The sequence below is a fragment of the Gilliamella apicola genome, from assembly GCF_003202655.1.
Classification (GTDB): Bacteria; Pseudomonadota; Gammaproteobacteria; order Enterobacterales; family Orbaceae; genus Gilliamella; species Gilliamella apicola_R.
The window spans coordinates 124,131-147,121 of sequence record NZ_QGLR01000009.1; the positions used below are offsets into that span (position 1 = coordinate 124,131).

Here is a 22,991-nt window from a genome sequence, read left to right on the forward strand (position 1 = left end):
GATGAGATATCTTAGATGAAATAAGGTAATGTATTGTTTTTATTAAAATAATCAATAAATTATTTCAACCATTTTTTGACTAATTTAACTGAAAAATCGCTTATTATTCGACAATACGTTCACCATTCGAATAAATAACTCCTTGAGTACCTCTAAAAAATCCCACTAATGTTAATTGGCTCTGTTTAGCTTGTTCAATCGCCATTGAAGTTGCTGCTGAAACCGCAAAGAGTATTTCGACACCGCAACGAGCCGTTTTTTGCACCATTTCATAGCTAGCTCTACTTGAAACCAGAATGATACCTTTTATATTTTGATTAAGTTTTTGTTGTAACTCGGCGCGATAACCTAATAATTTATCTAAAGCGACATGCCTACCCACATCTTCAAATCCAGCAATAAAATTACCGTTTAAATCTAACCATACGGCAGCATGCGTACAACCAGTTTGTCCGCCTACCATCTGGACTTGGGTTAAATAATTAAGTGATTGATGAAAATCAGATAGCTGAATTTTATCGCTTAATGCCAGCGGAGGAATAAACTGACAAACTTGCTCAATCTGTTGGCTACCACAAATACCACAGCCGGTTCTACCAGTTAAATTTCGGCGTTTTTCTTTTAATTGCATAAAACGTCGCGAAGAGAGTTCAATATGCACTTCAATGCCTTGTTCACCATCGATAATATCAATGCCATAAATTTCGTTAACCGACTCGATAATATTTTCAGTTAACGAAAAACCAATAGCGAAATAATTAAGATCTTTAGGGGTTGCCATCATCACCACGTGAGAAACACCGTTATAAATTAGTGCAACTGGTCTTTCGATTGCGACAGTATCTTCTTGTAATGGTTGTAACTGACCATGTCTAAATTTATGCACATTACATTTTTCAATCCCTACAGTCATGATTTATCTCTTAGCTATTAACTGACTTAATTTTCAGTATATTAACTGAGGTTAGTATTAATAAAAAGCCTAACATGTAGACTTATTACTTTTGTTAGTTTCTACCAATGATTAGGCAGGTTAGAACTATACGGCAGTTGTTGTGTTAGAATGAGCTATTCTAAAAAGATAACAGCAAGCAAATTTATGTCATTAAATGAAATCACGCATACTATTATGCAATTTATTGAACACCATCAAGCGTGGGCATTGCCAATTATTTTTTTATTAGCATTTGGCGAATCATTGGCAATCATCTCATTATTAGTTCCTGCCACCGCAATTATATTGGCGGCTGGGGCATTGGTGGGAACAGGGGTGATCTCGTTTATTCCAGTTTTGATTGCCGCATCATTAGGTGCAATTATTGGTGATTTTCTCTCATATTGGTTAGGTAAACATTATCACCAACAGGTAATCTCTTCCTGGCCTTTAAATAAATATCCTAAAATGATATTTCGTGCAGAACAATTCTTCCAGCGATATGGTACATTCGGCGTGTTTATTGGCCGATTCTTCGGACCTTTGCGAGCAGTTGTGCCATTAATTGCTGGTGCGATGCATATGCCGACAACAAAATTCAATCTAGCTAATATTGCTTCAGCACCAATCTGGGCATTTGTATTATTGGCACCCGGTGCATTTGGAGTGCCATGGTTAGAAACCTTATTTGGTTAAATGGTACCAATGGTATAACTACGACGCCCACTTTTACGCCCCAGTGCTTCTAAATTGGTTTGTAAAGGTGGGAATGGCAACGTCAAATCATGTTGACGATAAGCATCAAGAATCAATTTATGTATTGCACTACGTAGTTTCATACGATGTCCCATTTCGGCGGCAAATAATCGCAGTTCAAATAGTTGGATACCTTCTTGAATATCAACTAAAAAGACTTGCGGTTCCGGATCGCTAAGAACATATTCACACTCCTGAGACGCTTGTTGCAATAGTTTTATCACCAATTCACTATCGGCATCAATTGTAGCGGGTATCGTTAACACAATACGAGTGATTGAGTCGGATAGCGACCAGTTTACTAATTGTTCAGTAATAAACGCTTTATTTGGCATGACAATTTCTTTTCTGTCCCAATCAACAATAGTTATTGCCCGAGTATTAATTTTGGTAATGTTACCGGTTAAGTCGCGAATGGTGACGGTATCACCAATCCTAACTGGTTTTTCAAATAAGATAATTAAACCAGAAATAAAGTTAGCAAAAATCTCTTGTAAACCAAAACCCAAGCCAACACCTAACGCTGCAATTAACCATTGAATTTTCGCCCAATCAATACCAATAAACGAAAAAGCAATCATACAACCTATCATTAATATAATGTATTTAGAAACCGTTGAAATGGCATAGCCGGTACCATGTGCTAAGTCTAAATGTTGTAAAATGCCTAATTCAAGTAGCGCCGGCAAGTTTTTTACTAACTGAATCGTGATAGTCATAACTAAAATAGCAATACAGACAGATCCAAGGGTAATATGTTGTTCAATCTCATTACCATTAATGATAGTACTTGTTCCCCAAAGCTTAATGTTATTCATAAAGGCAAAAGCGGAATGAAGTTCAGACCAAAGTAAAATCATACTAATTAACGCAATTAGCATAATAATTGATCGGACTAATTGTAATGACTGAGCACTAATGACATCTAAATCGATAACTGGCTCATCCACATTTTCGTTCATGGATGTGAGATCTTCTTCAATTCCTTTAGCGCGCTGCATACGTTCTAATCGGCGTTGTTTAGTTCGTTCAAATTCAATTCGTCGTTTTTGTATCCACATCCAACGACGTATCATAAAATAAATGACTAACAAACCAAACCAGATAACGACCGAAGCCTCTAATCTTCCTAATAAGACTTCAGCTGTCGACAAATACCCTAAACAAGCAGCAATAATCGCTAACCAAGGGGCACTTAACAATACAAACCAGAGAATATGACTTAATAAATTATCACCGGAGCCTTTTTTATCAATATAAAGTGGCACACCGGCACGATGAATTGAGTTAGTCATAAATACCAACGCAAAACAGAGAACAATAAATGCAGCTCTGCCTATAGTGGCGGCAAATTGCCGATTATTGAACTGATCAAAGCTCATCACCACCACGACTAAAGGAATTACCACCCAAACCGACAATCGATAATATTTCATGGCTTGGCGAACGTTTTGCTTTGACCAACCAAAATGAGTAATAAATAACCCGTTTTGTGAAGCAAAATGTGCCGTGATAATAAAAACCCATAAAACTGGTGCTGCGGCATTAACGCCGTAGCCTAACGCCACGGCGACCGGATAATCCCAGTTAATTTGTAGCGCAAATCCTAATGCTGCCCATAAAATAGGAACGGGTAAAGCCATGATTAATGAAAAAATAATTACTTTCAAGGTAAGTGCATAGCTATCTTGGGTGACTTTACCGACTCGAGTAGCGGATTTATTTAAGAAAGCATTATATTTGCCGCGCATTTTTAATTGTACAAAGACAAACAATAATGAGAGTACTAAGAAAAATAGCGGTTTTGGCGCACTAAGCACTTCAACGCCAGCATTATAAAGTTGCGATAGCGTATCGATTGAAAATGTGACGTAAACTACATCCTTGACCAAATCTAACAGGAAGCTTAGTGAAATCGGATTAACATCCGCCACCCAGAAAAAGTAACGGTGCGCAGCATCATTAACCTCATCAATTGCATTGGTTAATTGCTTATTAGATATTTTTAATTTAGTTAGCTCAAGAATGGTGGTATCAATACCCGAAATCAATGTTTTGAGTAGCTCACCTTGTTCTCTTATTAAGCGTCGATATTGACTAGCGGTTTTTAAATTATTCAAATTACCAGATAATACGGGGTAATTGTCTAAACCTGCTAAGGTATTGGAGTAATTAAGTTGTTGGACTTTGGCTTCGGCAATTTCAGCATCGAGTGGTTGGGATTTGGGTTTTTCTGGTAAGCGTAATAACTGTTGGCGCAGGGTTTCGCCTAAAGCAGTTGAAAAACTCAACCACTCGCCTTGCTCAGCAAGTGTTGCGAGTGTATTTTGAACATGTGAAATTTGGGTATTAATATTATTTTGTTCATTAACGATGCTGGTTAAATGAGCTTTTTGATACTCCATATTTTGACGCAGATCTTCATTTTTCTCATTCAGCTTAGTAATGGCTTCGGTAAGCTGGTCTTCATTATCAATGTTGAGAATTGACTCTTCAGCAAAAGCAAAGCAAGACAGGAGTAGTAATATCCCAGCCAAATAACCGCGCAACAACATAAAGTTAGATCCTTTCAGCTAATTTTTGACCTACACGAGTAACGTCACCAAGTTTAAGATGGTTATCAAATTCAATTGCATTTGAAGCAAACAACGTAATAACGGTTGACCCTAATTTAAAGCAACCCATATCTTCACCTTTAGCTAATTTGACATTACCTGCATAAGTCCAACGCTTCATCACACCGTCACGAGGTGGAGTAATAACACCTTCCCATTTTAATTCAATACTCCCCACGATGGTTGCCCCAACCATAATTTGCACCATTGGGCCAAATGCAGTTTCAAATAGACAAATTACCCGTTCATTTCTGGCAAAAATATTAGGTATACTTTCGGTAGTTGCTTTATTAACCGAAAATAACGAACCAGGAACATAAATCATTTCCCGCAATATACCATCGCATGGCATATGAAAACGATGATAATTTTTCGGTGATAAATAGGTGGTCGCAAAAGATCCATCTTTAAAAAATTTAATCATATCTGGATGGCAAGCAAGCAGCGCTTCTAGTGAGTAAAAATGCCCTTTAGCTTGTAAAAGTAGATTATCCTGAATATGACCAAATTGACTAAGTACGCCATCTGCCGGCATTACGATACTATTTGCCGCGTCATCAATTGGACGCGCATCAGCTTTTAGCTCACGAGCAAAAAAGTCATTAAACGTCTTATACTCTTTAGCATCGGTTAACTTAGCTTCGTTCAAATCGATTTTATATAATTTACAAAAACCGATAATCATCCAAGTTGTGACTCTGCCCAAACGTTTATTAGCTAACCAACCGAATAGGCTAGTTAATAACTGTTTCGGAAGAAGATACTGAATAATTGCTTTTAACTGATTTAACATAGATAGCTCTCAATTTATTTTCTAAATAAGGCATTATATCAATATTTAGTCTGAAAGTATAAACAACCCAACCTTATTCTCATTTTGTGGCAAAGATCACTAGCATTTTAAAAATTTTGCCACACTTATTTAACAATGGCAGTCAATTTAAAGTATCTATTCGGTTAGTTCACTAGACTGTCCTCATTAGCAAAAGTGAGGATAGTTACAATGGCAGATAGATATATTGCTGCAATCGATTTAGGCGCATCCAGCGGCCGAGTCATGTTATCGAGTTATCAATCTCAAACGGCAAAATTAACCCTAATTGAGATACATCGATTCAGTAATGGATATAAAAGTGATGGTAAAAACTTCTGTTGGGATTTGCTTTACTTAGAACAAGAAATCATTACAGGATTAAACAAAATTAGCCAACAAGGTATCAAACTCGACAGTATTGGTATTGATACTTGGGGCGTTGATTATGTGTTGCTTGATAAGCAAGGCCAAATCGTTGGTCCTACATACTCTTATCGTGATCATCGTACTGACAATATTATGTCAAAAGTACAAGCTGACATTGGCTTAGAAAATATTTATCAAAAAACTGGTATCCAATTTTTAACCTTCAATACACTTTATCAACTCAAAGCCATGATGCTTGAATCACCGCAATGGTTATCACAAGTGACGGATTTTGTCATGGTTGCTGATTATTTAATTTATCGCTTAACTGGGGTATTAAATCGTGAATACACCAATGCAACCACCACTCAACTGGTCAATGTTGCCACTCAGGATTGGGACAAAGATCTGCTCGATTATCTCGGTATACCGCGTAAATGGTTTGGTGATATCAGTATGCCCGGAAATCAAGTTGGTTATTGGCAAAGTGCCAAAGGCGATCGTATACCGGTAATTGCCGTTGCTAGCCATGATACCGCTAGTGCAGTTATTGCTACGCCAATGATGGATGAACATAGTGCTTATTTATGTTCAGGTACTTGGTCATTAATGGGATTGGAGGCGAAACAACCACTGACAGGCGAACAAGCATTAAAAGCCAATATTACTAATGAAGGTGGGGTAGAAGGTAATTATCGAGTATTAAAAAACATTATGGGATTGTGGCTATTCCAACGTGTTTGTGCTGAAAATAACATCAAAGATATTACTGATTTAATCGCATCAGCAAAACAAGAACTACCTTCTGTTTTTCTGATTAATCCTAATGATCCAAGGTTTTTAAATCCAGACGTGATGACAGAAACCATTAAACAAGTCTGTTTAGAAAACAGCGGTCAAGTTCCTAAAACCTTATCCCAGTTAGTCAGATGTATTTTTGACAGTCTCGCTCACTTATATCGAGACGTATTACACGAGTTATCGACACTCAGTGGTAAATCAATCAACACATTACACATTGTTGGGGGAGGTTGTCAAAACGCTTTTTTAAACCAGTTATGTGCGGACTTATGCAATGTCAATGTTAGTGCCGGTCCGATTGAATCATCAGCATTAGGTAATGTCGGTTATCAGTTAATTTCCTTAGGTGAAGTTGCTGATGTTAACGCATTAAGACAGCTAATTTCCCAGAATTTTGACAACAAATATTATCAACCAATAAGTAATTAACCAATTAATTGAAAAAATTTTATATTTAGTAAGGAGTATTCCATGAGCACAATTGAAAATGCCTATCAGATCGCCAAAGCAAGATTTGCTGAAATCGGGGTAGATACCGATGCAGCAATATTCGCAATGGCAAAATTACCGATCTCAGTGCACTGTTGGCAAGGAGATGATGTTGCCGGTTTTGAAATGCAAGAGGGCGAATTAACAGGGGGGATCCAAGCAACCGGTAATTATCCGGGTAAAGCTCGCACTGCCGATGAATTAAGATCAGATTTAGATAAAGCTTTTAGTCTTATTCCTGGCCCGAAACGACTAAATCTACATGCTTCATATTTAGAATCTGAGCAAAAAGTCGATCGAAATGAAGTTAAACCTGAACATTTTGCCAATTGGGTCAATTGGGCTAAACAACACCAAATTGGTTTAGATTTCAATCCAACTTATTTTTCACATCCTTTAAGTAATGAAGGCACTTTAACCCATGTTAATCCAGAAATTCGACAATTCTGGATAGAACACGGCAAAGCATGTCGTAAAGTATCAGAATATTTTGGTAAAGAATTAGGTACACCTTCTGTTATGAATATCTGGCTACCTGATGGTATGAAAGATATTACTGTCGACAAATTTAGTCCTAGACAACATTTAGTTGAATCATTGGATCAAATTATCCACGAAAAAATCGATCCTAAATATCATATTGATGCGGTTGAAAGTAAATTGTTTGGTATTGGTCTCGAATCTTATACCGCTGGTTCAAATGAATTTTATCTAGCTTATGCGACATCACGTAAAACTGCACTATGTCTAGATGCTGGACATTTCCATCCAACTGAAGTGATTTCCGACAAAATTTCTGCCGTTATGCCATTTGTTGAACATCTATTACTGCATGTTAGCCGTCCTGTACGTTGGGATAGCGATCATGTGGTACTTTTCGATGATGAAACGCAAAATATTGCCAGTGAAATCATTCGAAACAAACTATTTGATCGCGTGCATATCGGTCTAGATTTCTTTGATGCCTCCATTAACCGTATTGCGGCATGGGTAATTGGTACGCGCAATATGAAAAAATGCCTATTAAAAGCATTATTAGAACCAACCGAAAAATTAAAAAAATATGAACACGATCGTGACTTTACCTCACGATTAGCATTACTAGAAGAACAGAAATCACTACCTTGGCAAGCAGTTTGGGATCAGTACTGTTTATTGAATGAAGTCCCTGTTGGCAGTCGCTGGTTAGATGAAGTTCGTCAATATGAAAAAACAGTTTTAACTAAACGATCATAAGGAACACAAATGCAACAGATTTTTTGCTCTTGGTTTATAAAAGGGATGATCAAAGCTACTTATGACATGTGGTTAAAAGGCTAGGATAAGCGTAATGAGACACTTAAATAGTAAAAGTTGCTAATAACAATAGAGCAAATTATATTTTGAAAATATAAGGATAAGTATATGGGTAGTTCAATTATTTTAGGCATATTTTGGCACTTTGTTGGTGCTGCCTCTGCCGCTTGTTTTTATGCACCACTTAAAAAAGTAAAAAATTGGTCATGGGAAACCATGTGGTCAATCGCCGGACTGTTTTCATGGATCATTTTACCATGGTCAATTAGTTATTTCTTATTACCCGATTTTTGGGCTTATTACGCTTCGTTTGGTGCAGACATCTTAATGCCAGTCTTTTTATTTGGCGCAATGTGGGGCGTTGGTAATATTGGTTATGGTCTAACAATGCGTTATTTAGGTATGTCGATGGGCATTGGAATTGCTATTGGCATAACCTTAATCGTCGGTACTCTTATGACACCAATATTACAAGGTAAATTTGGTGAATTACTGGCATCGACTGGCGGTAAAATGACATTATTAGGCGTAGTCATTGCGGTTATTGGGGTTGCTATTGTGACTTATGCCGGTTTATTGAAAGAAAAAACATTAGGTGTACAAGTTGAAGATTTTAATTTAAAGAAAGGCCTTCTACTTGCCATCATGTGTGGTATTTTCTCTGCGGGTATGTCATTTGCCATGAGCGTCGCAGTACCTATGCACGAAAAAGCGGCTGAGCTTGGCGTAGATCATCTATATGTAGCACTGCCAAGTTATGTCATTATCATGGGTGGTGGGGCAATTATTAATCTCGGCTTCTGTATTAGTCGACTCTGCGCTAAAAAAGAACTATCATTTAAAAAAGATATTTCAGTTGCCAAATCCCTACTGATTAGCAATATCCTCTTTGCTATCTTAGGTGGTGCAATGTGGTATTTCCAATTCTTCTTCTATGCTTGGGGCCATGCAAATATTCCGACTGAATATGGCTTTATGAGTTGGATGCTACATATGAGTTTCTATGTACTTTGTGGTGGTATTGTTGGTTTAGCACTCAAAGAGTGGTTTGGTACCGGCAAAAAACCTGTACGTATACTTTGTATTGGTTGCTTAGTAATTATTGTCGCTGCCAATATTGTCGGTTTAGGAATGACTAATTAAAAGGAAAACATTATGGCTTATAGAATGATTCTAAATGAAACATCATATTTTGGGGCAGGTTCAATCACTCAAATCGTAGATGAAGTAAAAAAACGTGGTTTTAAAAAAGCGTTAGTAGTTACTGATAAAGACCTAATCAAATTCAATGTTGCCACTAAAGTAACCCAGTTACTCGATAGCAATGGTTTAGTTTATCAAGTTTTTGATGAAGTTATGCCAAATCCAACCATTGGTATTGTACAAAAAGGGGTTGAAGTATTTAAACAATCTGGTGCCGACTACCTGATTGCGATTGGTGGTGGTTCACCACAAGATACCGCAAAAGCTATCGGGATTATCATTAACAATCCAGAATTTGCTGACGTACGTAGTCTTGAAGGCGTTGCGCCAACTAAAAAACCGGCGGTTCCAACGATTGCAATTCCAACCACAGCAGGTACGGCTGCCGAAGTGACGATTAACTACGTAATCACAGACGAGGAGAACAAGCGCAAATTTGTCTGTGTTGACCCACATGATATCCCTGTCGTTGCGATTATTGATTCAGACATGATGACCAGTATGCCGGCAAGTTTAAAAGCTGCAACGGGCGTTGACGCTTTAACTCACGCGATTGAAGGTTATATAACTAAAGGCGCTTGGGAACTATCAGATATGTTTCATCTCAAAGCAATCGAAGTTATCTCTCGTTCATTACGTGACTCGGTAAAAGGAATTGCCAAAGGTTGTGAAGATATGGCATTAGGGCAATATATTGCAGGCATGGGCTTCTCAAATGTCGGGTTAGGATTAGTTCATGGCATGGCTCATCCACTCGGTGCATTTTATGGCACACCTCACGGTGTGGCTAATGCGGTGCTGTTACCGCATATCATGGCTTACAATGCCGAATTTACCGGCGACAAATACCGTGATATCGCCAAAGCGATGGGGGTAACTGCGACGGAAACCATGACTACCGAACAGGCAAGAAAAGCTGCTGTTGATGCCGTTAAACAACTTAATGCTGATGTCGGTATTCCACCTACATTAAAAGAGATTGGCGTAAAATTAGAAGATATTCCTGCGCTGGCTCAAGCTGCTTTTGACGATGTTTGTACCGGTGGCAATCCACGTGACACTAACGTAACAGAAATTGAGCAACTATATCACGCTATTTACTAATAAAAATCGCACAATGAAATGAAATAGGTTAATTACAAATTAGCCTATTTCATAGGAAAAGGGATCACTATGATAAGAAAAGCGAGTATTATGCAGGTACACCCTGACAAACATGCTGAATATAAAAAACGGCATGACGAAATCTTTCCTGATCTAGTAAAAGAACTTAAAGCCCATGGTGCTCACAATTACTCAATCTTTTTAGACAGCAAACGAAATCTACTGTTTGCTTATGTTGAAATTGAATCAGAAGCGCGTTGGGATGCGGTTGCTAAAACAGCTGCTTGTCAAAAATGGTGGGCATTTATGCAAGACATCATGCCAAGCAATCCTGACAACAGTCCGATTAGTGAACCATTAACCGAAGTCTTTTATTTAGCATAAAATATTACTCTCTTTTAGCCATCTGAAAGAGAGTAAATTCAATATACCGATTGTTTTAACGCCCTTAATTACCCCTTTTTATCATTAAATTTAGCTCGATATTGGGAAGGAGTTTGCTCGGTTAGCTTTTTAAACACTGATGAAAAATAGTTACTATCATCATAGCCACACTCAGCGGCTATCATGCTAATCGAATAATTAGTAGTTCGAAGTAAAGACATCGCATCACATAAGCGTCTTTTTTGTAAATAACCGCTAATAGTCATCCCTGTTTGACTTTTAAATAAACGACTAAGTGAACGACTGGCAATATGATTTTCTTTGCAAAAAACATCGATATTAAATGGCGTTGCAATACTGTTATGCAGCGCGGTAAATAATAGATCTAACTGATGAGTCGCGGTAGGCAGAGCTACCTTTGGTGCTTGCTTAATCCGATCTAACCAAATAACCAACTGTAAAAACAGAGCCTCGGATAGATGCACGGAAGCTAAATTATTTTTCTTAGATTCAACGTCTAATTGCTCAATAAGCGGCGCTAAAAGTTTAAGATAGGACGGTTGAATTCGCCAAAAACGTTCATTATGTTTGGCCGTCACTTTAGGTAGATAAAACTCAATCGTAGATGATAAAAAAAGTGACTCTCGTAAATATAAGATATTATCCAATCTAAGGTTATTAACTGATTCATAGCCATGCACATCTTTCGGATTAATATATAAAATATCGCCACTGGTAATTGGATAAACATAATTATTCCAATGATGCAGACCATTACCAGAACAAACGATCACAATTTCATTAAAATCGTGATCGTGCAAAGGAAAGGGTTGTTGATGATCACGTTTTTCGACAGTAACAGTATTCATCTCCGAAATAAAATAATCTTGTTTATATAAACGCAAACATCTCTCCATAAACTGTTCCTCATTAGTTAATGATGAGGTTTATCAGGATTATTACGTAATATTTGTGGTGAAAACGTAAACTCTTGTTTAAAGCAGGTGGAAAAATAAGCACTATCATTAAAACCACATTCTTGTGCGATGGTGGTAATGGATTTATTGCTATATATTAAATGGGTGTAAGCATAAGCTAACCGTAACTTCGTTAGATATTTTTGTGGTGTGATACCAATTTCATTTTTCATATGACGATGAAAAGAGCGTAACGACAATGAAAATTGTGCGGTTAACTGTTGCCAATCAATTTGTTCCTTAAAATTGATTTGTAACCAACTTAGCAGTTGTTTAACGCGATTATCACATGAACCAGAACCCTGATTAACATAAATATTATTACTAAAAATCAATAACAACTGTAAAAAAAGACTCTCCTGAATTGCATTGGATTGATTGGGTGTCATCTGCTTAATAATCGATTGAATATGTTCATTAGATTTTTTGTCAAAAAAGTAGTGCGACTGAGTTGGATCAGAATTTGGGATTAATTGATTTATTCCATTCCCATTAATAAAACGAAATTTATCAGGGTCTCTAAACAAAATATTGGTCAAATGCAAATCATGTACGTTATCGTATAAATGACAATCGGTAGCCTTAATGTAAAACATCATACCTGGATACAAATCAAACAGTCGCCCATTTAAAATGTGTTTGCCATATCCGCTGGTCACAATAACAATCTCATTAAAATTATGGGTATGTTCTGGATAGACAGGTTGCGGTGCCCGAGGCTCAACGGTAATATTTTGATCGCTAGAAGAAAAAAAATCTTTATCAAGTAACATTTCAATCATTTTGAACCTCATATCTTTTTAAAACTTACCACCACATTCTAAAAAGTAAATTGAAATCTCACCTTTAATATTTGGACAGCTAACATAATATTTTGGCGATAAATTATAGCTATCTGGAACTTTTTATTAAAAATGTGCGAAGCTTCACATTTTTAAAGCTACCGAAAAAGTCACTGTAGACCAGCAAAATGCACTTTCTGCCGGACTTATTATTGCTGAACAAAATATGTTTTGTTGGAATAGTTTAGACAGTGATACTAAATTCTCAGATAAAAGAGAACAAAAATATCGCTTGGGTACTACTTGGGGATTTATTCTGCTCAAACTGCCATTGTGAAAATATCTGCCTTTGATGCATTATTTTGGGGGATAGTTACACACTGAAGTCTGATATTTTCGGTTGTGACTAAGTTATGTTAAATCAATAAATATTTATAGCGTAAATCAGTTTCTGCCCAGCTTAGGATAATTAGAACTATAGCTTACCTATAAACCATCTACCTTGAATACAATCAAATTATCAATATAACATCAAGCTATTTTGTATATTTTTAAAGCTAAGATAAAAAACTGTCTTTTATATTCTTATCTTATTTTGCTATGATTTAATTTAATATTAATAATTTTAAAAATTATTGACAATGAAACATCTTATACAACGGATCATATTACTCACTTTCTACCTGGTATTCATTGACTTTGTACAAGCAAGTCAAGAAAGTATTTGTCACACCGATTCTCCTTATTATGATTTGTTGGTTGAAAAGGACGGCATATATCTGCAAGAAACAGTGAAAGCTAAGAACAAAATTAGTTACATATCTCAATCAAAAGTACGCTTAACGGACATTACAGATAAGAGTGCTCGGATTATTTCTGATGATGGTAACAAGATACTTGTATTATTTAATGCAAAATACTATTTTATACCTAAACCCTTATATAGAAGAGACATCAGCAAATATGAAATTACCCCATTATTTAATGAAAATGAGGTTAGCAAAATTGTTTCTAACAAATTCTTTCTAATTTCTAACCATTGGTATTATGTCTCTTATACGTTTAAGGGGGAATCCGATAAACACAAAATACCTGAGCTCAAAGGAAATTTAGAAATCATTGCTGATAGTTACAAATATTTAAATGATAATGTAGTTTTATTAAAAGATAATAATGCTGTGTATGTCTACGATATAAGTAAGAATAAACTTGAAAAAATTCCTCATCTCACACCTTCACAAACATATCTTTTTCAGACACATCATTCTTATCCAAAAATTTACTACTTGTATGACGATGATACATTTTATCTGATTGATATAGACTTTAAATACACAGACATTACCGAAGAGTTCAATCTGCAAGGTAAATATAATGGGTTTACTAAAGCAGAGATGCACACTAATTGGTCAGGTGATTCTATGGATACAAAGGATGGGCTGATATGGATTAAAATATTTAATTCTTTTAAACCAGTTAAAGCGACCTATCTGAATGCGTACAAAGATTTATATGTGTATCATGACAAAGTATTTAATTACAATGATTATCTTAATTGGTTTGCACACCATGAAGCTGATCCTTCTGATCCGAGCTATAGAGATGGATCAATTGATATATCAAATGTCAAAAATCCTGGTGAATTACACGCAATTTCATCAGGTTCAGTGTTCTTTGACAATCAACAATACTATAGTCTTGAAGAAAATTCACGAAGACTAGAAAAAAAGGAGTCTTCTGTCTATCTCAAACTACTTACTACAAAAGATGATATTGAAATCAGAAAGAAGCGAATTTTTATTGACGGGCAACAACTCAATACCGATAAATTTCAAGATGCTCCGATTTTTCTGGGATCAATTGTCGATATTATAAGTCCATGTGTGGAAATTATACTTCCAGCTTGCGGCTACGAATACCGTTCAAAACAGGATTATTATTACTTTTTTACAGATGGTAAAAAAGTTTATACTTATATCAATCCCGTAGAAAATCAAAAACCAAAAGTGCTGGATAACGTTTCTCCTCGAAATCTCAAGGTAAACGATTACGATACTTTAAAAAAATTACTGAACATATTGGTACCAACAGCAAAGAAAAACGGTTAGTTTAAGAAAGATCCGAGGGCACCAATCTCCGCTAGCTGATGACATAGTTTTTTCAGTACTAGACGGGCATATACATAATTGATTTAATGTTTAGCAAATACCGGTTCTGTTCACTGACCGGAATGCACTGAAGTCTGATATTTTTGGTTGTGACTAAGTTATGTTAAATCAAAAAATATTTATAGTGTAAATCAGTTTCTGCCCAGCCTAGGATAATTAGAACTATAGCTTACCTATAAAACCATCTACCTTGAATGCAATCAAATTATCAATATAACATCAAGCTAGGTTGTGGATAACGTTGGGTCAATCGTTTATTTCGTTTAGAGCGAATGTTGAGTTTTAACTGACAATAAACCTGATAAACCCGTTTATGATTTCACGTATATCCCAGTTTCCTGATTCGATGAAAACACTTAGGAAATCCCCAACGTAGCTAGAAATATTTAAGTGTTAAGCAAAATTCAACGGCCTCCTTATTTAAACAACTAATTAACTTTTCGCTCTTCTGTTGGTGTGATGCCAAAAGTCTTTTTATACAGGGTGGTAAAATGATTACTGTTAATAAAACCACATAACAATGATATCTCGGTAACAGTCATATCACTTTCTCTAATCTTTAATCTGGCTGACAATAACCTCAATCGTTTAATGTAATTTTCCGGGGTTAAGCCAGTCGCTTGTTTAATATGCCTAAACATTGTCCGCGTAGTTAAATGAAACCTTTGCGCTATATTATGCCAATCATATTCATCAAAACAGTTTTCTTGAAGATGATTAAGTAAAAGATGGAGTTTATAACGAGTATTATTTTTTGGCGATTGTCGCTTGTATTGTTTGATGATAATAAGTAATTTAAAAAATAGATACTCACGATGGCCGATTGTGTTATCTAAATTAAATAATTGCTCAATAATGAGATTACACTCTTGGCGAATGCTCGGTGCTAACCAAATATAAGAACCTAAATCACTGGCTGAAATCGGTTTTAACAACTCCTCCATATTTTTTAAAAATGTAAAATGCCGATTAGGATTGATTAGAATATTAGTTAACTTTAATGTGCCAAGGTCATCATAAAAATGGTAATCATGGCCTCTAACTAAAAAAACATCACCTTGTTGAATAAATAACGGCTTGCCATTAATAACATGTAGTCCATGACCATGTTCAACAATCACTAATTCATCAAATTCATGATTATGTTCACTACCGTTATTCTCAGGATCGCTTTTATACAGCGCTAATTTATCTGATTTATGATTAAAATAAGTATCAATTTTCAACGTATTCATATTTATCGATCCTTACAACTGCAACTGATTAAGATCTTGCACAAAATAAAAGATTTTTTATCTAACCTATAAACAAAATAAAGTAATTAAACATGAGATAAAAAATAATATTCTCAGAAATGTGAACTCGCTCGGTCTAAGCTTTTTAATATTGCCATTTATAGATGCAATCTGGCAGTATCTTGGTAGCAAGCCTCTGTTTTGCCTAGCTATACTCCTAGACGTTTTTTATAGGAGAAGAATATGGCACAAGCAATTCAAAACAACGCTAATGCAACTATGATAAAAAATAATGCATTCATTCTAAAAGCTGAGCAATTACAACCAGTAATCTATCAAAAAAAAATTACCCCCCAAAATATCATCTCTCTGATTAATGATCCGAGCGCTATTCATAACTGCTCATCACAAGTTGTTAGTGATGCAGAGCATTATTTACATCAAAGTTTTCATTCTGGCGATAGTTTTATCATTGATTTTGGCCAGCACAATGTTGGGTATCTCTCTTTCTTATGCGAATCTATCGGTAGCCCACCCGATGCGCCAGCGCATATAAAATTAACTTTTGGTGAAACACTCTGCGAAATGGCAGAGCCATTTGATCAATACCAAGGCTGGCTTAGTAAAAGCTGGTTGCAACAGCATGACGAATATATTGATGTTTTACCCGCTAAAATTAATTTAACTCGACGCTACTGTTTTCGTTATTTAAAAATCGACGTTGTCTCGCTTTCGCCTAAATATCGGATCTTATTTAAAGAGATAACCTTTAACACAGTTAGTTCGGCACCGGAAAACTGTCTAACTTATCAATCACAAGATCCGCAATTAGCTAAGATAGATCAGGTATCCATACATACACTGCGAAATTGTATGCAAGACGTCTTTGAAGATGGTCCAAAAAGAGATCGAAGATTATGGTTAGGCGACCTGCGTTTACAAGCCCTCGTTAACAATGTTACGTTTCAACACTACGATTTAGTTCGTCGCTGCTTATATCTCTTTGCAAGCCATCGTCGTGAAGATGGCATGGTCTCAGCTAATATATTTATAAAACCCGATATCATTGCTGATGATACTTTCTTATTTGATTACTCGCTCTTTTTTGTCGATGTGCTTTATGACTACTTTAATCAAACAAATGATGTGCAAACTGTTAAAGATCTTTGGCCTATCGCTTTACAGCAAATTGCAATAAACCTAAACCGCTGTGATTCACAAGGATTAGTCACTGATAGTGATGATTGGTGGTCATTTATTGATTGGCACGAAAAACTCAATAAACAAGGCGCTTCTCAAGGTGTGTTAATCTACTGTTTAGACAAAGCCTGCCAACTTTCACACCATTTTCAACCCGACATAAGCGAACAACTGAGCCAAAAATTAGCTTTGGTTAAACGAGCAGCATACACATTATGGGATGAGGAAACCGGTTTTTACCTCAGTGGTAAACAAAAACAAATTAGTTATGCCACGCAAATCTGGATGATTTTAGCGGATATTGGCGATTTAGCCCATCAACAAAAATTATTATCTCAATTAAAAACCACACCACCAGAGATAGGCATGAACACCCCTTACTTACGTCATCACTATATCTTAGCGCTATTCAAAGTAGGCATGAAACAACAAGCCATCGATGAGATTAAAGCATATTGGGGAAAAATGGTTGAATTTGGTGCCGACACGTTTTGGGAATTGTTCGATCCAAACAACCTTAATTACTCACCGTATGGCAGCAAAATCATCAATAGCTACTGTCATGCATGGAGTTGCACTCCCGCTTGGTTTATTCGACAAAATAAACTTTAACTGAAAAATTTATAAGGAATAAAAAATGGTCAATTCATTATTTTCGCTTTGGCGACAACGTATAGGTTATGGGATTGCCGATTTATCTTGTAACTTAGTTTGGCAATTAATCTCATTGTATCTGATGTATTTTTATACGGATGTAATGGGGCTTCCAGCTTACTATGTAGGCATCATGTTTTTGGTCACTCGTCTGGTTGACGGTGTTGCTGATGTATTAATGGGTTTAGTTATCGATAATACCTCAACACGTTGGGGGCGTTGTCGTCCATGGTTATTAATCGGGGCAATTCCATTTGGCATATTATGTATTTTAGTCTTCTATGTCCCTGATTTTGGCACAATAGGTAAATTAATCTATGCCTTTATCACCTATCTATGTCTCTCATTTATCTATACTATCGTCAACATTCCTTTCAGTGCCATGTTGCCATTTTTAACCGCAGATTCATTAGAACGCACAACCTTATCATCTGTAAGAATTTTGTTAGGCTCCTTAGGATCAACTATTGTCGCTGTTGCAACATTGCCTTTGGTTGCGACCTTAGGTAACGGTGACCAAACGCATGGCTTTTTATTTACGGCTATTATTTTTGGGATTATTGCTACTTTCTTTTTAATTGTAAGTTTTAAAAATGTTGAAGAGAAAATAACCATACAACAAGAGCGAATGACTTTAACGCGAGCATGGAAAGGGTTAAAAGACAATACGCCGTGGAAAATCTTCGCAACCAATATCTTTCTAATGTGGGGGGCATTTTTTTTACAAACGGGATCATTGGTCTATTTTTTCAACTATTACGTTGAAAGTGAAAACCTTACTGCCATTATTGCGGGAATATCAACTTTCGTCCCCTTAATTGGTACGCTTACCGTTCCATTGTTAGCCAATTATATGAAAAAACGTCATGTTTACCTATTCTCAAGCACTATCAACCTAATTGGAATGGGAATAATGATGTTATCGGGTGTTAACCATACTGGCCTTATCATCGGGGCAGTTATCTTATCTTTAGGCGCAGGTCAACGTCTGGCTATCTACTTTTCTATGCAGGCCGATCCTGTTGATTATGGAGTGTGGAAGACAGGTATTAATACAGCTGGGATCCTAACTTCAATCAATGGCTTTTTAGGTAAAGTCGCAATGGCGGGTGCGGGGGCGATTACTGGTTTCTTACTCTCATCCGGTGGTTATGTTGCTAATGCGGTACAAGTTCCGAGTGCACTTTTTGCAATTAAACTCTGCTATTTATATCTACCGGCTATTCTAATTATCGCATCGATGTTTTGGATCGCTAAGTTCTACAAACTTGATGATAGTTATGCATCAATTCGAGCGGAGCTTGATGTCAGAAGCCAAAATCCTAGTGATGACAAATAAGCTGATTAACTCTACTTTAAAAGGAAATAACAATGAAATTAAAAATAATAGCCGGAGTCTGCTGTTTCTATTCTTTATCAGTATCAGCATCAATTGAATGGCAGACCGAACAAGGTACACTTAAATTTTATGGCGATGTGGAATTCAATATAGATGCTGCAAGCAAAAAAAAGCAGTTAACCTCACTTAGGACATCGGCAAATAAAGATTTTGATGCTAGCGATACAGAACAGTGGGATATCAATGGTCGCATTTTATTCGGCATGGATGGAAAAAGAGAATTAGATAATCGAAATTATGCTGGATTCTCGGTACAACCACTGGCTGATTTGAGCGGTAAAGTTAATTTAGATGATGCGAGTTTTTATTTTGGCAGAAAAGATGATTGGCGTTTAAGAATCGGCCGTTATGAAGCTTATGACATGTTCCCACTTGGGCAAGATACCTTTATCGAATACTCCGGTAACACCGCAAACGATCTCTATAACGATGGCTTTGGTTACATTTATATGCTCAAAGAGGGTAGAGGGCGCAGTAGTAACGGCGGTGCAATCGAATTAACTAAAGAATTAGGTGCGGTGAATTTACAAGTTAATGCAATGGTAAAAGATGGAACCTCCTTATTTGCTAATAACCGTTATCATGGTTATAAATTGCATAAAGATAAAAACGTCGTTTACCTACGTCCAATTATTTCCTACCAAACTAATGATCTCTCTGTAGCCATCGCCATGGAGCGCAATGTGGTTAATAATGCTTATGGCTATCATGATAAAAATGATAAATGGCATGATCAGTCAAAACGCCATGGCTATGGCTTTACCATGAGCTGGAATAGTGAAGGAGATTTCGATAAATCATTCGATGGATTACTTCTCAATAGTAGTATTTCGTATTTAGATGCTGAACAAGAAAAAGATTTCACAGCAGGTATAAACGGTATTTGGCAAGGGCTTGGTCTAGGTTATATTTATGCTGCCAATGATATTAAAGCCTTCAATACCAATTACCATGGCGATGGTGAAATTTACGCTAAAGGTAAATATAAATTACATACTATCAATGCTTCATACTTAATTCCGAATGTGATGGATATGGATAACTTTAATATCTACTTAGGTACGTATTTATCTAGACTGGAACGTGATGAAAAACAAGGCGGTGGTAATGACAATCGTTATGGGGTAAGGGTTCGCTTTAAATATTTCTTCTAATTAATACTAATTAAATTAAAATTCCACCCCAAGTAAAAAGCAAACTCACTTTACTTGGGGGGATGCTAAACAGCGTCACGCATTAAAAGAGCACAAAAAACACCAAATTATCAATAATAAAAACCGGGATCAAAATGGCAATTGACCATTTCATATAACCGAAAAAGCTTGGCATAGTGATTTTATGTTGGCAAGCGATGGTTTTCACCATAAAGTTAGGTGCATTACCAATATAACTTAGAGCGCCCATAAATACCGAGCCCATTGAAATGGCCAGTAACGTGTTTTCAAAGGTGGTCATTAAGCTGGCGGCATTACCGGATGCTAGATTAAAAAAGACCAGATAAGTTGGTGCATTATCTAAAAATCCGGATAGTAATCCAGATAACCAAAAATACATGCTATTTATTGGTGTACCGTGTTCACTTGTCACCATCGAAACCACTGAAGCCAAAGCACCCAGATCACCTGCACGTAAAATCGCTAACACAGGCACAATAGTAATAAAAATACCGATAAATAATTTAGCCACCTCTTTTATCGGATCCCAATTAAATTCGTTACCAGCTCGGACTTGTTTCGGCGTCATCACAATAGAGATAAGCGTAATTGCAATAAAAAGAGCATCACGAACAAGATTTTGTAATGCTATTTGTGATCCTAACAGCGTAAAATATAGCGACGAATGCCATACGCCAGACAACAGCACACTAGCAATAATAGCGACTAATAGCACAAGATTTTTTAGGCCATATAGCTTAACGGGTTCGGCGCTAATTGTGTTGTTAATGGCACCATATTGCTTAGCGTAATAGTACCTATCGATAAAATAATAGATGATTAGCAGTAGACCTGATGTCAGCACAACAGGCAATAACATATGCTTAACGGTCCAGAAAAAATCGACGCCTTTTAAAAAACCAATAAATAACGGTGGATCGCCTAAAGGGGTTAATCCGCCACCAATATTGGCAACTAAAAAGATAAAGAAGATCACGGTATGCACTGCATATTGTCGCTGGCGATTAGCTCGCAGTAATGGTCGAATCATCAACATCGCAGCGCCAGTCGTTCCCATAATAGAGGCAAAAACCACACCGACCGCCAATAAAATAACATTTGATTTTGGAGTACTGATCTTATCACTCTTAATAAGAATACCACCAGAAACCGTGAACAGCGTCAAAAGTAGCAATATAAAAGGAATATACTCCTCAATAATGGCATGTACCGTTAACTCGATCGTGGTGGTTAATCCAAAAGAGAATAATGCAGAGCCTAAAAATAAAAACGTCCAAATAGCAACGATTTTGCCATAATGATGATGCCATAAACGGGCTAAAAACAGCGGGCATAAGGCGATGGATAATAAAATTCCAACAAACGGAATTGCCCAATATAATGATAACGCTTGTCCATTAAACTCGCTGGCATGTGAATCAAAAGACATTAGCATTAAACTAAAAAACGGTAATATCGAAAAATCTTTTAGACGTTTCATTAGGTTACTGTATGAATTGAAAGTGGCAGATTATAGCAAATCCCAATTTAATTTTCGAATAATTCATCTGGCGATAATGGTTATAGAGCAAGTTGAGCAACTGTTTTTTTTTGACGGATAAACGGCGAGCTTTTTTCACAAATTTACTGAAAAACGCTATAATAACTAGTAATTCTTTATTTTGGATCATATATGCAATCAGTCAAAAAAACCGTTTTACATCACCGCAATAAACATATTAATGGTTATCCATTTGATTTACTTATTAAAACATTACCCGAGCTAGCAAATTTTGTTAAACCTAACCAATTTGGTCGGGTGACGATTGATTTTGCCGATCCTCTTGCGGTCAAAACGCTCAACAAAGCACTGTTATTGCACTATTATCAACTCTCCTATTGGGATATTCCCGACAATTATCTCTGCCCGCCAATTCCGGGACGAGCAGATTATATTCACTATTTGGCCGATCTATTGGCTCAAGATAATCAAAATCAGACGCCTATCGGTAAGCAAGTTCGCATATTAGATATTGGCGTTGGCGCAAATATAATTTATCCGATTATTGGTTGTGCCGAGTATGGTTGGTCTTTTGTGGGTAGTGATATTAATCCTACATCCATCAAAGTTGCGTCGTTAATAACAAAATCCAATGATCTATTAAAAAATACCCTCCAATGTCGCTTACAACTTAACAGCGAAGCTATTTTTGAAAATATCATTCAACCCAATGAGTTTTATCTAGCTAGCGTATGCAATCCACCTTTCCATCGCTCTGAACAAGAAGCCCATGCAACGGCTTACACCAAGCTACAAAAGTTAGGTAAAGTGAACTCTACTAAGGATAAAGTTATCCTTAATTTTGGTGGGCAACATGCTGAACTTTGGTGCAAAGGGGGTGAAAGTGCATTTATTGCCCGAATGATAACAGAGAGCGTTAAATATAAAACGCAGTGCCTATGGTTTACCTCGTTAGTATCAAAAAAAGAGTCGCTGAGTATTATAAAAAAACAACTGAAAAATGTAGCGGTAACTGAATACAAAATTGTCGCGATGGCACAAGGCCAAAAAATCAGTCGTTTTGTCGCCTGGACGTTTTTCAATCCAAAAGAGCGAGAAATGCAGATTCAAAGAGTTGAGCAACGCACTTCGTGAAGTC

At 36.5% G+C, this 22,991-nt stretch carries 18 protein-coding genes; 11 read left to right on the forward strand and 7 right to left on the reverse strand.

What is annotated here, in order from left to right; genetic code table 11:
• Nucleotides 1-103: 103 nt before the first annotated feature.
• The gene (gene fdhD / locus DKK70_RS05345) at nucleotides 104-913 is read right to left on the reverse strand and encodes a formate dehydrogenase accessory sulfurtransferase FdhD (protein WP_110433051.1); all 810 of its coding nucleotides are present in this window, start codon (nucleotides 911-913) and stop codon (nucleotides 104-106) included.
• Between the two features lie 186 nt (nucleotides 914-1,099).
• Here fdhD and DKK70_RS05350 point away from each other — a divergent pair, with 186 nt between their 5' ends.
• On the forward strand, nucleotides 1,100-1,630 hold the full coding sequence (locus tag DKK70_RS05350) for a DedA family protein (RefSeq protein WP_110433052.1): 531 nt from the start codon (nucleotides 1,100-1,102) through the stop codon (nucleotides 1,628-1,630).
• Here DKK70_RS05350 and mscM read toward each other — a convergent pair.
• Nucleotides 1,627-4,245, reverse strand: a complete 2,619-nt coding sequence (mscM, locus tag DKK70_RS05355) for a miniconductance mechanosensitive channel MscM (protein WP_110433053.1) — start codon at nucleotides 4,243-4,245, stop codon at nucleotides 1,627-1,629. The genes DKK70_RS05350 and mscM overlap by 4 nt on opposite strands.
• Nucleotides 4,246-4,249: 4 nt before the next feature.
• Complete coding sequence (gene asd / locus DKK70_RS05360) at nucleotides 4,250-5,098, reverse strand: archaetidylserine decarboxylase (RefSeq protein ID WP_110433054.1); 849 nt, start codon at nucleotides 5,096-5,098, stop codon at nucleotides 4,250-4,252.
• Between the two features lie 210 nt (nucleotides 5,099-5,308).
• On the opposite strand from asd, the gene rhaB reads away from it, so the two are divergent.
• From rhaB to rhaM, 5 genes are all read left to right on the forward strand, one after another.
• Nucleotides 5,309-6,715, forward strand: coding sequence for a rhamnulokinase (gene rhaB, locus DKK70_RS05365; RefSeq protein ID WP_110433055.1), 1,407 nt, complete (start codon nucleotides 5,309-5,311; stop codon nucleotides 6,713-6,715).
• A gap of 42 nt (nucleotides 6,716-6,757) precedes the next feature.
• On the forward strand, nucleotides 6,758-8,011 hold the full coding sequence (locus DKK70_RS05370; protein WP_110433056.1) for an L-rhamnose isomerase: 1,254 nt from the start codon (nucleotides 6,758-6,760) through the stop codon (nucleotides 8,009-8,011).
• A gap of 168 nt (nucleotides 8,012-8,179) precedes the next feature.
• Nucleotides 8,180-9,214, forward strand: a complete 1,035-nt coding sequence (gene rhaT, locus DKK70_RS05375) for an L-rhamnose/proton symporter RhaT (protein WP_110433057.1) — start codon at nucleotides 8,180-8,182, stop codon at nucleotides 9,212-9,214.
• A gap of 12 nt (nucleotides 9,215-9,226) precedes the next feature.
• Nucleotides 9,227-10,378: a lactaldehyde reductase gene (gene fucO, locus DKK70_RS05380; RefSeq protein ID WP_110433058.1), complete on the forward strand. Its 1,152-nt coding sequence runs from the start codon at nucleotides 9,227-9,229 to the stop codon at nucleotides 10,376-10,378.
• Between the two features lie 69 nt (nucleotides 10,379-10,447).
• Nucleotides 10,448-10,762, forward strand: a complete 315-nt coding sequence (rhaM, locus tag DKK70_RS05385; protein ID WP_110433059.1) for an L-rhamnose mutarotase — start codon at nucleotides 10,448-10,450, stop codon at nucleotides 10,760-10,762.
• A 68-nt stretch (nucleotides 10,763-10,830) separates the two neighbouring features.
• On the opposite strand, the gene DKK70_RS05390 is transcribed toward rhaM, so the two are convergent.
• The gene (locus DKK70_RS05390) at nucleotides 10,831-11,679 is read right to left on the reverse strand and encodes a helix-turn-helix domain-containing protein (protein WP_110433060.1); all 849 of its coding nucleotides are present in this window, start codon (nucleotides 11,677-11,679) and stop codon (nucleotides 10,831-10,833) included.
• Between the two features lie 17 nt (nucleotides 11,680-11,696).
• Nucleotides 11,697-12,521, reverse strand: coding sequence for an HTH-type transcriptional activator RhaS (rhaS, locus tag DKK70_RS05395; RefSeq protein ID WP_181415922.1), 825 nt, complete (start codon nucleotides 12,519-12,521; stop codon nucleotides 11,697-11,699).
• A 641-nt stretch (nucleotides 12,522-13,162) separates the two neighbouring features.
• Between rhaS and DKK70_RS05400 the strand changes: the two genes are divergently transcribed.
• On the forward strand, nucleotides 13,163-14,629 hold the full coding sequence (locus DKK70_RS05400) for a hypothetical protein (protein ID WP_110433062.1): 1,467 nt from the start codon (nucleotides 13,163-13,165) through the stop codon (nucleotides 14,627-14,629).
• A gap of 488 nt (nucleotides 14,630-15,117) precedes the next feature.
• Here the strand turns inward: DKK70_RS05400 and DKK70_RS05405 are convergent, their stop codons facing one another.
• A complete protein-coding gene (locus tag DKK70_RS05405; RefSeq protein ID WP_110433063.1) occupies nucleotides 15,118-15,924 on the reverse strand; it encodes a helix-turn-helix domain-containing protein in 807 nt (268 codons plus the stop codon).
• Between the two features lie 243 nt (nucleotides 15,925-16,167).
• Here DKK70_RS05405 and DKK70_RS05410 point away from each other — a divergent pair, with 243 nt between their 5' ends.
• Genes DKK70_RS05410 through DKK70_RS05420 form a run of 3 tightly spaced genes read left to right on the forward strand, consistent with a single transcriptional unit; the run spans nucleotide 16,168 to nucleotide 20,331 of the window.
• On the forward strand, nucleotides 16,168-17,736 hold the full coding sequence (locus DKK70_RS05410) for an alpha-L-rhamnosidase-related protein (protein WP_110433064.1): 1,569 nt from the start codon (nucleotides 16,168-16,170) through the stop codon (nucleotides 17,734-17,736).
• Nucleotides 17,737-17,761: 25 nt separating this feature from the next.
• On the forward strand, nucleotides 17,762-19,117 hold the full coding sequence (locus DKK70_RS05415; RefSeq protein WP_110433065.1) for an MFS transporter: 1,356 nt from the start codon (nucleotides 17,762-17,764) through the stop codon (nucleotides 19,115-19,117).
• A 32-nt stretch (nucleotides 19,118-19,149) separates the two neighbouring features.
• The gene (locus DKK70_RS05420; protein WP_110433066.1) at nucleotides 19,150-20,331 is read left to right on the forward strand and encodes a carbohydrate porin; all 1,182 of its coding nucleotides are present in this window, start codon (nucleotides 19,150-19,152) and stop codon (nucleotides 20,329-20,331) included.
• Nucleotides 20,332-20,413: 82 nt separating this feature from the next.
• Here the strand turns inward: DKK70_RS05420 and DKK70_RS05425 are convergent, their stop codons facing one another.
• A complete protein-coding gene (locus DKK70_RS05425) occupies nucleotides 20,414-21,781 on the reverse strand; it encodes a sodium:proton antiporter (RefSeq protein WP_258363912.1) in 1,368 nt (455 codons plus the stop codon).
• A gap of 243 nt (nucleotides 21,782-22,024) precedes the next feature.
• Between DKK70_RS05425 and rlmF the strand changes: the two genes are divergently transcribed.
• The gene (rlmF, locus tag DKK70_RS05430; protein WP_110433067.1) at nucleotides 22,025-22,987 is read left to right on the forward strand and encodes a 23S rRNA (adenine(1618)-N(6))-methyltransferase RlmF; all 963 of its coding nucleotides are present in this window, start codon (nucleotides 22,025-22,027) and stop codon (nucleotides 22,985-22,987) included.
• Nucleotides 22,988-22,991 lie beyond the last annotated feature (4 nt).